The 11351-nt window shown below is 43.1% G+C and carries 12 protein-coding genes; 8 read left to right on the forward strand and 4 right to left on the reverse strand.

Going from position 1 to position 11351, the window contains the following annotated elements; genetic code table 11:
- Positions 1 to 80 precede the first annotated feature (80 nt).
- Genes A3757_RS09800 through A3757_RS09820 form a run of 5 tightly spaced genes read left to right on the forward strand, consistent with a single transcriptional unit; the run spans position 81 to position 4296 of the window.
- On the forward strand, positions 81 to 722 hold the full coding sequence (locus tag A3757_RS09800; RefSeq protein WP_068507084.1) for a TetR/AcrR family transcriptional regulator: 642 nt from the start codon (positions 81 to 83) through the stop codon (positions 720 to 722).
- Positions 723 to 762: 40 nt separating this feature from the next.
- Entirely contained in the window at positions 763 to 1293 is a 531-nt protein-coding gene (locus tag A3757_RS09805; protein WP_082865388.1) for a L,D-transpeptidase, read from the forward strand.
- A 25-nt stretch (positions 1294 to 1318) separates the two neighbouring features.
- Positions 1319 to 2344, forward strand: a complete 1026-nt coding sequence (gene nagZ / locus A3757_RS09810) for a beta-N-acetylhexosaminidase (protein ID WP_068507086.1) — start codon at positions 1319 to 1321, stop codon at positions 2342 to 2344.
- Between the two features lie 30 nt (positions 2345 to 2374).
- Entirely contained in the window at positions 2375 to 3502 is a 1128-nt protein-coding gene (locus tag A3757_RS09815) for a mechanosensitive ion channel family protein (RefSeq protein WP_082865387.1), read from the forward strand.
- A 56-nt stretch (positions 3503 to 3558) separates the two neighbouring features.
- Positions 3559 to 4296 carry an S-methyl-5'-thioinosine phosphorylase gene (locus A3757_RS09820; protein ID WP_068507088.1) on the forward strand — a complete coding sequence of 246 codons (738 nt, stop codon included), beginning with the start codon at positions 3559 to 3561 and terminating at the stop codon, positions 4294 to 4296.
- Between the two features lie 92 nt (positions 4297 to 4388).
- On the opposite strand, the gene A3757_RS09825 is transcribed toward A3757_RS09820, so the two are convergent.
- The 4 genes from A3757_RS09825 to A3757_RS09840 form a co-directional block, all read right to left on the reverse strand.
- Complete coding sequence (locus A3757_RS09825) at positions 4389 to 4598, reverse strand: hypothetical protein (protein ID WP_068507091.1); 210 nt, start codon at positions 4596 to 4598, stop codon at positions 4389 to 4391.
- Positions 4599 to 4815: 217 nt separating this feature from the next.
- Positions 4816 to 5316: a YaiI/YqxD family protein gene (locus A3757_RS09830; protein ID WP_068507094.1), complete on the reverse strand. Its 501-nt coding sequence runs from the start codon at positions 5314 to 5316 to the stop codon at positions 4816 to 4818.
- A 41-nt stretch (positions 5317 to 5357) separates the two neighbouring features.
- Positions 5358 to 6128: a CsiV family protein gene (locus A3757_RS09835; protein WP_068507104.1), complete on the reverse strand. Its 771-nt coding sequence runs from the start codon at positions 6126 to 6128 to the stop codon at positions 5358 to 5360.
- A gap of 119 nt (positions 6129 to 6247) precedes the next feature.
- Positions 6248 to 6517 carry a hypothetical protein gene (locus A3757_RS09840; protein ID WP_068507106.1) on the reverse strand — a complete coding sequence of 90 codons (270 nt, stop codon included), beginning with the start codon at positions 6515 to 6517 and terminating at the stop codon, positions 6248 to 6250.
- Positions 6518 to 6712: 195 nt separating this feature from the next.
- On the opposite strand from A3757_RS09840, the gene rimO reads away from it, so the two are divergent.
- The 3 genes from rimO to A3757_RS09855 all read left to right on the forward strand — a co-directional run.
- Positions 6713 to 8050, forward strand: a complete 1338-nt coding sequence (rimO, locus tag A3757_RS09845) for a 30S ribosomal protein S12 methylthiotransferase RimO (RefSeq protein WP_068507108.1) — start codon at positions 6713 to 6715, stop codon at positions 8048 to 8050.
- Positions 8051 to 8760: 710 nt separating this feature from the next.
- On the forward strand, positions 8761 to 9744 hold the full coding sequence (locus A3757_RS09850; protein ID WP_068507109.1) for a helix-turn-helix domain-containing protein: 984 nt from the start codon (positions 8761 to 8763) through the stop codon (positions 9742 to 9744).
- A 123-nt stretch (positions 9745 to 9867) separates the two neighbouring features.
- Positions 9868 to 11351, forward strand: a 1484-nt coding sequence (locus A3757_RS09855) for a GMC family oxidoreductase (protein WP_068739503.1), incomplete at its 3' end; no start/stop codon positions are given.

Consider the following 11351-nt stretch of genomic DNA (forward strand, 5'->3'; position numbering starts at 1 on the left):
GAATCTAAAATCTTGACTTTAAGCTAGATCAAACGTATGTTTCAAACATCTGTTTGGAATATATATACTAAAAGAATTATATGGCTTATACCGAGACTGTTAACCGAATACTTGATGCTGCCGAGGTTCTCTTTGCTGAAAAGGGCTTCTCAGAAACTTCACTAAGAATGATTACGGGCAAAGCCGGTGTCAACTTAGCGGCGGTTAACTATCATTTTGGTTCAAAAAATGCGCTTATCCAGGCAGTGTTTAATCGCTTTCTTGCACCGCTAAATGAGTTAATGGTTGAAGGTCTGCGCGAGAATAACTGGGACAATGAAGGTTGCACACCAAGTATAGAAGATGTTCTAAGGTTGTACACGAGTAGTCTGTTAAAGATACCTACACGCAATAAAAATGGTGTTTCTATATTTATGCGAATGCTTGGCCTTGCTTATACTCAATCACAAGGTCATTTGCGTAAATACTTAGAAGACGAGTATGCAAAAACTTTCTGGCCTTTCTTAAATCTGCTTAAGGATATTACGCCAGAGCTATCGACGGCTGAGCGTTTCTGGAGAACTCAATTTGTTATCGGTGCAACAGCCTTTACAATGTCCAGTATTCAGCAGTTATCTGACATTCTGTCGAATAAGCCGGATTCTGAGGTGGATACAGAAAAAGTCGTTAATTACCTTGTGCCATTTCTAGCAGCCGGATTGAGCGCAGCTCCTGTTAACTGATTTTCTGCTCGCTGCTCATGACATAGGGAGTGTGAAGTGAATGCCGTTTGAACCAGGACTTAGACGCTCGTTAGAGAGTGAATTTTCCCTTTGTCAGCCCAGAATCGAAGTTAATGTAAAGTTACAGCAGCTGACTTTGTTTAATGAAAACAAAGTGGCTCGTTTTAGTGTGTCCACCGCCCTTAACGGAGTTGGACAGTTTAGCGATTCAGGTTGTACGCCTTTAGGTTATCACTATATTCGCGCTAAAATTGGTGCCAATTCTCCTATTAATACGGTCTTTGCCGGGCGTCGCCCAACAGGTGAGATCTACTCAGCTAAGCTTGCAAATAATTTCCCCGAACGAGACTGGATTCTGACGCGCATTATGTGGTTAAGCGGACTTGAGCCTGGCTATAACCGCTTGGCTAAAGTTGATAGTATGAGGCGCTATATTTACATTCATGGCACCCCTGACTCTGAACCAATGGGGCAGCCTTTGTCTCATGGCTGTATTCGGATGCGTAACAAAGATGTAATGGATTTATTTTCTCGTGTTTGTGTCGGGACGCGTGTTTTAATTAAAGAATAGTTTCTTTGATAGAGTAATAGTGAATATGAAGGAAAACAATATTGGCCCGCTGATGCTTGATGTGGCAGGGACTGAGTTGAATGAAGAAGAAAAACAGGTCTTATCTAGTCCGGTTGTTGGGGGAGTTATTCTCTTCTCAAGAAATTACCTGAACCCTGGTCAATTGACTAAGCTAATCTCGGAGATCCGGGAGTGCTCAAGCAATCTTATTATCGCCGTTGATCACGAAGGTGGACGCGTTCAGCGATTTCGCGAAGGGTTCACGCGAATACCGCCAATGAGGTCTCTTGACCGGGTTTATCAAGAGGATAAAGCGCAGGGCTTAAAGCAAGCTTTTGATCTGGGTTGGTTAATCGCGGCAGAGCTAATTGCATTTGATATTGATATCAGCTTTACGCCAGTATTAGATCGCGACCATGGTGTTTCTGAAGTAATCGGCGATAGAGCATTTTCCTGCGATCTTGAGACGATTACTGCTTTATCTTCATCGCTGGTTTCAGGTATGAAAGAAGCAGGCATGGCTTCTACAGGGAAGCATTTTCCTGGTCATGGAGCGGTTGTTGCTGATTCACATCATGAGATCCCGGAAGACAATCGTAGTCTAGAGCAGATCATGCAAAATGATACGATTGTTTTTGAGCGCTTAATCCCATTAGGGCTTGATGCATTGATGCCTGCTCATGTCATTTATAGCCAGGTAGATAATCAACCCGCTGGCTTTTCCAATGTTTGGATGCAGGATATTCTGCGAGGAAAGTTTGGATTTGAGGGGGTTATATTTAGTGATGACTTGTCAATGGAAGGTGCTAGTGTTGCAGGCAGCTATGTCGCGCGTGCAGATGCGGCTTTGTCTGCTGGTTGTGATATGGTGCTTGTCTGTAACAATCCAGATGCTGCGCAAGAAGTGAGGCTGCATTTGGAATCTTTGCTGCAGCAAGGTGATCTAACCGTCGATAATCAAAGACTCAAACGAATGCGCTACCAAGCAAGCAAAAAACTAAGTATCGAAGATGTTAAGGCATCTGAGGTATGGAAGACCTATAACAAATAGCATCTTAATAAAAATTAGGGGTGGGGTAGTATGAATTGGAATATTTTGAATACCTTCTTATTAAATAGCGGGCTCGAAAACTTGCTTGTTCGTCAAGTTGTCGAGATTTCGATTATTCTATTGCTAACCGGTTTGATTAGTTTCTTATCTAAAGTATTCCTTAAGCGCGTTGAAGCGCAGTTTCTTAAAACGCGTAACTTGTGGGATGACACTTTACTTCATTCTTCACGATCACCGATAGCTTTGGTTATTTGGTTACTCGGTTTGTCCTGGATTGCTTATAGTGTTCAGCGTCAATCAGGTGTTGACCTTTCAGTATTTATTAGTAATACGCAACAAATAATCATCGTTTTTTGCCTGGTGTGGTTTGTTGTCCGATTTATTTCGGGCGGCGAGAAGATCGTTGTTTGTGGCGAAAAGATGAAGCAGCCAATGGATGAAACAACAGTTTCGGCTATTGGTAAGTTATTGCGTGCAATTGTTATTATTATTGGCGTATTAGTCGTGCTACAGACCATGGGTTATAGCATGAGTGGTGTCCTAGCGTTTGGTGGTGTCGGTGGTCTCGCCGTGGGCTTTGCTGCAAAGGATCTGTTGGCCAATTTTTTTGGTGGCTTAATGATCTACCTGGATCGACCTTTCAAGGTTGGCGATTGGGTTCGCTCACCCGATAAGGAAATTGAAGGTACTGTAATTAAAATTGGCTGGCGCTTAACCACCATAAAAACCTTCGATAAACGGCCATTGTATGTGCCAAACTCTGTATTTACGAACATATCAGTTCAAAACCCGTCACGTATGAGCCATAGAAGAGTCTATGAAACGATTGGTATTCGATACGATGATGCCGCCGCGCTGCCTCGTATTATTAGCAATGTTAAGGCTATGCTATTGCAGCACCCTGAAATTGATACCACACAAACCCTTATCGTAAACTTTAATGCCTACGCGGCGTCATCCTTGGACTTCTTTATCTACACCTTCACCAAAACAACTGATTGGATTAAATATCATGAAGTTAAGCAGGATGTCTTAATTCGTGTTTACGACATTATTGCAGCCGAGAATGCAGAGATTGCTTTTCCAACCTCTACTTTGCATATGCCAGAGGCCTTACGCATTGAAGGTGAGATAAAAGGGCAATCGCCACAAGACTAATAAGATGATGACTCAATTGGTTAATGACTAGCCTTGAGCTTTAAGTGGGAATTTATATGTTAGGAATTATCGGTGGAACAGGCTTTGGTTCAATGTCGGGTGCTGAGCTTGTAGAGCAGCTATGGCCAAGTACGCCTTTCGGAGAAACCAGTGGCCCAGTTGTGATAAGTGCACTAAACGGGCTTAAGTTTGCGTTCATGGCGCGTCACGGTAATCCTCACCGTATTCCTCCTCATTTGATAAATTATCGTGCCAACCTCTTTGCCATGAAGCAAGCAGGTGTCGATAGAATTATCGCAATTAACGCGGTAGGCGGAATTCATGAAAAGCTCGGCCCGGGTAATCTTTCCATTCCAGACCAAATTATTGATTACACTTATGGGCGTGAACACACTATATATGATGGCATTCATTGCGAAACTGTTGATCATATCGACTTCACCAAGCCGTACTCTGAAACATTGAGAGCAAAACTTCTTCGCTCAGCAAGCGCGGTGTCATTTGATGTCTTGGATGGTGGAGTTTACGGTGCTACTCAGGGGCCGAGATTAGAGTCATCAGCTGAAATACTTCGTTGTAAGGCTGAAGGCTGCGATATGGTCGGAATGACGGGCATGCCTGAAGCTGCGCTAGCAAGAGAATTGGAGTTGGACTATGCCTGTATTGCCTTGAGTGCGAATTGGGCAGCAGGTTTGTCAGATACGCCTATTACAATGGCAGATATAAAAGAGGCAGTTTCGAAAGCGTCAGCACGCGTAAGCGAGCTGATTTTTCAAGATCTGGGAAGTTTATAGTCGAGCAATTAAGCAGCGGGTTCTGTTAGCTGACAATGTGTGTCACACAAATCCCGCTGCTGCAGTTAAGAGGTGGTATTCGGGAATGTTTGTTAGCTTGCTTTCTTAGTTAGTTGGTTTTGATACATTTCTCGAATTTGCTCTGCTGAGTACTTGTCTACAGTTATGTGGTTAAATTCAACTAGGTGTAATGCAGGGGAGCTTGGTAGTTCTTGATCAATTAACTCGGTGCCATTCGAATTTCTTGGCGCTGTATTTTGTTTCGCTAAACGACTTGCTTCTTTAGATGCTTTTGTTGTCATATCAAACCTTCCAGAGAGAAAACTTCTTAAGCGGTACATATAAAATATAAACTACCTTGGCTGGGATTTCACTTAATTTTATTCATAGCCTTAGACTATTAAGTTCTGATTGATAATAAGTATAAGCCCTTTGCACAGAAATGGGAGTGCTTGCGTGTCGCTAATTTGTAGCAGTTTGTAAACGGAAAGAAAGTAGGTGGCTATGCGCAGTGTTGGCTTAGAAGCCCGACTTTTGGAGCCATTGATCCAGGCGATTCGCAAAGGCTTGCCTTTCTTGTTGGCCTAAGGGCGGTGGTCCTCCTGAATGAACACCGCTGGATCGCATTGTCTCCATAAAATCTCGCATATTTAAGCGCGACTTGATGTTTTCCTTTGTATAGAGCTGCCCCCGTGTACCGATAACCTTGGCACCCTTGGTAATTACTTCGTCGGCGAGAGGAATATCTTGAGTGATGACAAGATCATTTTTGTTCGTTTGTTGCACTATCCAGTTGTCTGCAACGTCAAAGCCACTACTAACCTGAATTGACCTTAGAGTCTTGTACTTTGGTAGGGGGATATGCTGATTAGCAACGAACGTGATCACAACATTGGTTCTTTTCGCAGCTTTAATCAAAATGTCGCGAATAACAACCGGGCAGGCATCAGCGTCCACCCAAATAGAAGGTAAAAGGGTGTCAGAAGTTCTGGTTTCATTTGTGCTTGATTTATCGTTCATAATAAGTCGCTAGATAACGCTAATAATAGTAGCTCTATCTGCTAGATCTCGGGCTCTGGCTCTAATTTATTAATGGTGACAATTAAACCGATTGCCGGGTGATCTAAATAATGAATTTCTCCATATTTTAAGCGCCGGCTTTGGTGTAAACGGAATACCTGACTAGGTATCCTGGAGGAAGAGTGCTTGCTTAAAACAATTTCGTCTGGCTTGTATGCTTGTAGCAATGAATCAGTTTTGTGTCGAATAGTGCTGGTCGAAAGTAGCCAGTCGAAAATGTTTCGCTCTGGATAAAACAAAAAACTGGTAAGAAATAAATCTGCTTCGATGTGCATGTATCGGGAACGTTTAATAGTAAGCGTTCCCTCTAGGTGAGTTTCACCATAATAGCTTTCATTTTGAACTACATCGGTCAGCGCAGATATACGAAGTGGGGGTAATGTGCTGCCTGGTTCCATGGCTTGTTGCCAAGCGCCATATTTAATGACGCGTACATCCCTACTTTTATTTAATTTTGAAAGCGCATCATTGAGTTGCATTGATGAACTATCAAGCTGTTCATATTGGAAGTTCGATAAGGTTTCTAAACCTTCGATCAAATGAGTGTATTGTGAATGCCGAGGTGGATTGTAGGGAACAAGATTAAACTTTCTATTCGCTTCGACATGCCCCTGGTGAGTAAAGAGAATGTATTCTACCTGGAATATTTCTTCGCTGAAATCTTCAGCATAAGCATGGTTAATCGTGAAAGACAAAAGAAATAGCGCGAGTATTCGAAAACAGAGCTTGTAGAGAGTATTCAATGTTAACACGTGCGTAAAAGCCTCACCTTCTTACAGGTTGGAGTGAAATTAGCTGAATACTACCATTCTCATTACTTAAAGCCAGAGAAATTTAAGCCTTGAATCCAAACCTTTCGAAAAGAAATGAGCTAGAAGAAATCACCGATGTAATTATTGAGTACGTCACCTTTTTGCACCTTTGGTTTGTCTGTACTCATGTCTACAGGTTTTTCTGTAGGCTCTACCGCTTCGGTAGGCGAGTGTGCCACAAATGCGGGGAGCTCGCTTGCTAAACTACTTTTCGTGGTGTGAACATGGTTAGCACCCTCTAAAGCAGTCACGCGGTAATAGTAACGCCCGCGATATGCTGCAAGGAAAACTAAGCAAAGTGTTAACAGTTCGAAAAGGTGAATGAGCATAATTGTAAGTTGGTACTCTAAGCAATATGTCAGTGTCTGCGTAAAAGTGAAGCGGTATTCTATTGAATAACGTGCATCAGATCAGCTAATTATAGTTGATTTTACAACTATTTTAAATTTGTGGCTGTGTTTTGGGCTTGTTAGTGAGGTGTGGTAATATCCGCGCCAAATTAATGGGGTTGAGGTTGGTAAGTTATGAGCGAAGAACAAGGTCAGAAACGTGTAGGGTTCGTTAGTCTGGGATGTCCAAAGGCTTTAGTAGACTCTGAGCGTATATTGACCAAATTAAAGCTTGAAGGTTACGAAGTCGCCCCAGAATATGATAATGCGGATGTTGTGGTCGTAAATACTTGTGGTTTTATTGACTCTGCCAAGCAAGAATCACTCGATGCGATTAATGAAGCGATGCGCGAGAATGGTAAGGTCGTTGTCACCGGGTGTATGGGCAAGGGGAGTGACGCAGAGCAGATAAAGAGCGCTTTCCCTGAAGTGTTAAACGTTAGCGGACCGGCCGATTATGAAAGCGTAATGGGCGCTGTTCACGAATATGCTCCCCCGTCGAAAGAACAGGAAACGCACTATAGTGACAGGGTGCCTGCTCAAGGCATCAAATTAACACCTAAGCATTATGCTTACCTTAAAATCTCGGAAGGATGTAACCATCGCTGTAGCTTTTGTATTATCCCTCATATGCGCGGAGATTTGGTAAGTCGCCCAATTTCTGAAGTTATTGAAGAGGCCAAACGCTTGGTAGAAAGTGGTGTAAAAGAGCTTCTTGTTATCTCTCAAGATACAAGCGCCTACGGTGTCGATGTTAAATATAAGCTCGATTTTATGGAAGGCCGGGCTCACGAAACACGTATGCAAGACCTCGCTGTTGCGCTAGGAGAATTGGGTGTATGGGTAAGAATGCATTACGTTTATCCTTATCCTCATGTTGATAAACTGATCCCCTTAATGGCAGAAGGAAAGATTCTGCCGTATTTGGATATTCCCTTCCAGCACGCTAGTGCAAAAATACTAAAAGCAATGAAACGTCCTGCGCACAGCGAGAAGGTCATCGATCGCATTCGTTCCTGGCGCGAGATATGTCCTGAACTTACGATAAGAAGCACCTTCATTGTTGGTTTTCCGGGTGAAACAGAGCAAGATTTTCAGGAGCTATTGGACTTTTTAGAAGAGGCCCAGTTAGATCGTGTAGGTTGCTTTACGTATTCTCCTGTAGAGGGCGCGCCAGCAAACGTCTTGGCGAATCAGGTCCCCGAAGAAGTGAAGGAGAGTAGGCACAAAAGGTTTATGGAAAAGCAGGCTGAGATTAGTGCCGAACGTTTGCGAGCAAAGGTTGGTTCATTGCAATGGGTGATCATTGACGAAGTGGTTGAAGAAGGCGCGGTAGGTAGGAGCTCAGCAGACGCACCTGAAATAGATGGTAACGTCTTCATCGATGGAGCAACTCACCTATGTGTCGGTGACTTGGTTAAAGTAGAGGTCGAAGAGGTTGATGAGTATGATATGTGGGGGCGCTTGGTTTAGAAGGAGAGGCTTCTTTCTTCCTATATCTAAATCAACGAACTCTTTAATTAGGTGAAAAAGTCGGCACGCAATCTGACCTACTTAAATAGCGGTTTCGACTAGAGCCTAGAAATGCCCTGCCCAATCTTAGTCAGCAATGTGCCAATTTCAGACCTTGGCACTTGCTTCAAGGTTGGCCGAAACTTACTGATTCTGAATCGTCGATTGATATCGGGAATTGGTGATTAGCGGACATAATCAAGTTATCCAGACAAACGCAACTTAGACAATAAGCTGCTTATATCTTAGTGCTCTGCTTTAATCTTACTGCATGCCATTAGCTGATGCTGAAACAGCAGTAGATTCAAACTGTCATCCTTCCTCCCAAGCAGAAATCGCCCATGCAACGCTGTTAAAAAATAAAACCATTAGATCTTCGACTCATTAGATCTTCGACTCATTAGGTCTGTTAGTCGCTGAAGTGTGACGCGCCTTTTAATTCTAGTATCCAGATAAATTTGTTTTGGCATTACTACTGTAGAAAAACAAGCTAGCCTGCACTCTATAACGCTAAGTGGTATGGATCTATCGAACCTAAACTATCCGGACCTAGGAAACGGAGCTTTACGCGGAAGGGGCGTTCAGTTCTTCTAAGTTTTTGTGTATTTTCATTGCATTTGAACTAGCTTGCGGCTAGCTTATAAAGATAAAACTAAGCATCAATTTAGCCTATGAACCCTGAACTTCTGTCTGCTACTTATCTAAACCATTTCTCGCGCTATGCCGAAGAGCAAGGAATTGATCTACAACCTTTCTGGAAACAGGTTGATCACAACGAAAGCGAGCCCTTCATTAAAGTGGATACCTTGAAACAGCTTATTCACTATATGTGGAAAAAGGGGTGTCCGCGTTCGTTAGGATTGTTTGTCGGTAGGAACATCAGCTTGTCCAGTCATGGCCATGTAGGCTATGGCCTGTCGCATGCAACCAACCTGGAAGACAGCCTGGTATTTCTTTGTGAATATTACAAAATTCGCGCACAAATTCTCAGCTTCTATATCGAAGAGGATGAAGAGAACATCTATCTCTGTATAAAACCCCTTGCCGATTGGGGAGACATTGATGTTGTTCTTTATGAGACGATTGCTGCGCTGGTTTTCAACATTATCAAATTTGCTATTGGCTCAAAAGTAGAAGAATGCGTTCTGGAGCTGCCTTTCGAAGAGCCTGACTGGAGTGACTTATATGGATCGTGTTTGCCGAAGCGCATTCGTTATTCAGACGGAGTTTTGCGATATGGTATGCCATTGGAGTGGAAGGCGATCACCTGCGTTTCAGCAGATCCGGTTACTGCCGAAATGGCCGCTCAACAATGTAAGAATGAGCTTAATCGTTTACTGGAATCACGCACATTATCAGACAAAGTGAATGAACTAATTCTTTCGAGTGTTCAGTTTGAACTATCACTCGAGCAAACCGCCAAGACGCTTTATATGTCCAAGAGCACCTTAATCAGAAAACTGAAGCAAGAAGGTAAGACTTTCAAACTTCTAATGGAAGACGCCAAGAAAAAAAATGCTCAATACTTGCTGAAGAAAACAGATCAAAAGATAGATGTGATCGCTTTACAGCTTGGTTACGAAGATGTGTCGAATTTTGGGCGCAGTTTCAAACGCTGGTTTGGCTGCGCGCCATCACAGTATCGAGAAGGGTAAGGAAGTTTATCGTTATTGACACTTATTGACCTGTCCTTGGCAACTCCCGCCATTCTTAGGTGCTGAGCACTCAGTTAACATCACCCTCATGATAACCATATTGACTCTAGATTGGGTGACAAGATGTCAGAACTAATATACGACTACATCATTGTTGGCGCCGGTTCGGCGGGCAGTGTGCTTGCGAATCGCTTAAGCGAGAATGAAAAGAACTCGGTGCTGGTACTTGAAGCCGGACCTGAAGACAAAAGTCCAATGATTAAAATACCCGGAGCTTTTGCTTACTTTATGTATAGTAAAAAATATAACTGGGGCTATGAGTCTGAAGCCGTTGCCGACATTCGTAAGGGGCAACCAATGTTCTGCCCCAGAGGAAAAACCTTAGGCGGAAGTAGCGCCATCAACGCAATGGTCTATGTTCGAGGCGACAAATCTGATTATGATCACTGGGAAGCCCAAGGAAATAAGGGCTGGAAATTCGATTCAATGTTGCCCTATTTTAAAAAAGCCGAAACAAATGAGCGAGGATGCAATGACTACCACGGCAGCCAAGGTCCTCTTTATGTCTCAAACACACAAAATACTTACCCCTTGAATGAGTGCTTCCTAAAAGGTTCTGAGCAAGCGGGATACCCTTTAAATGACGATTTCAATGGGCCTCAATTTGAAGGTGTGGGCTATTATCAGTTTACAATCAAGAATGGCGAAAGGTGCGGTGTCTCACGGGCCTATTTAAAGCCTGCTCGTACTCGAAAAAATCTGCACATACAATGTGAAGCCTTAGTTAATCGAATTATTCTCGAAGATAAAGAGGCCAAAGGTGTGGTCTATTCGCAACGAGAAAAAGAGTATACCGCTCATGCTAAAAAAGAAGTTATTTTGTGTGGTGGTGCGTTTAACACACCACAAACTCTCATGCTGTCCGGGATCGGTGATAAGAAGGAGCTCGAGAAAGTAGGTATAGCTGTCGTTCATGATCTTCCAGGAGTAGGAAAAAACCTTCAAGAACATGTTGATGCTTGTGTATTGGTAAAAAGCAAGAAAAAAGACGGATTTTCTATTACGCCATCCGGGTTATTAAAAGCCTTGCCAGATGCTTTTAATTACTTTACTGCTAAAAAAGGTAATCTTGCTAATTCGATAACCCAATCTGGCGGCTTCTTGAAATCTGGTCCTTCTGTTGAGGTTCCTGATATTCAGCTGCACTTCGTACCACTTCTTTTTGATGATTGCGGCAGAGATCTTGGTTTACTTTCGCAACATGGTTACTCCCTACATGTGTGCGTACTCAGACCGGAAAGTCGTGGTCAACTAAGCTTAAAGTCTTTAGACCCTCGCGATCGAATCAAAATCGATTTTAACTTCCTCTCTCAAGAAAAAGATCAAAAAGTTTTGGTTGACGGCATTCGGGTCGCGCGAAAAATCCTAGCATCTGAAGCTTTTGATGATCATCGTGGCGACGAAGTTCACCCAGGAGCTGATATCACCTCCGATGCAGACATTCTGCAAGCGTGCAAAGATCGTTTAGGTCTGGTTTATCACCCCGTGGGTACCTGCAAAATGGGTAATGACGATATGTCTGTCGTTGACGACCAGTTGCGTGTTCA

Source organism: Oleiphilus sp. HI0117, from assembly GCF_001635235.1.

Bases quoted from the DNA above. Each gene is read 5' to 3' on its own strand.
- A3757_RS09820 (WP_068507088.1), top strand. From the start codon at position 3,559: ATGTTAGGAATTATCGGTGGAACAGGCTTTGGTTCAATGTCGGGTGCT.
- A3757_RS09800 (WP_068507084.1), top strand. From the start codon at position 81: ATGGCTTATACCGAGACTGTTAACCGAATACTTGATGCTGCCGAGGTT.
- A3757_RS09825 (WP_068507091.1), bottom strand. From the start codon at position 4,598: ATGACAACAAAAGCATCTAAAGAAGCAAGTCGTTTAGCGAAACAAAAT.
- A3757_RS09805 (WP_082865388.1), top strand. From the start codon at position 763: ATGCCGTTTGAACCAGGACTTAGACGCTCGTTAGAGAGTGAATTTTCC.
- A3757_RS09830 (WP_068507094.1), bottom strand. From the start codon at position 5,316: ATGAACGATAAATCAAGCACAAATGAAACCAGAACTTCTGACACCCTT.
- nagZ (WP_068507086.1), top strand. From the start codon at position 1,319: ATGAAGGAAAACAATATTGGCCCGCTGATGCTTGATGTGGCAGGGACT.
- A3757_RS09840 (WP_068507106.1), bottom strand. From the start codon at position 6,517: ATGCTCATTCACCTTTTCGAACTGTTAACACTTTGCTTAGTTTTCCTT.
- rimO (WP_068507108.1), top strand. From the start codon at position 6,713: ATGAGCGAAGAACAAGGTCAGAAACGTGTAGGGTTCGTTAGTCTGGGA.
- A3757_RS09815 (WP_082865387.1), top strand. From the start codon at position 2,375: ATGAATTGGAATATTTTGAATACCTTCTTATTAAATAGCGGGCTCGAA.
- A3757_RS09850 (WP_068507109.1), top strand. From the start codon at position 8,761: ATGAACCCTGAACTTCTGTCTGCTACTTATCTAAACCATTTCTCGCGC.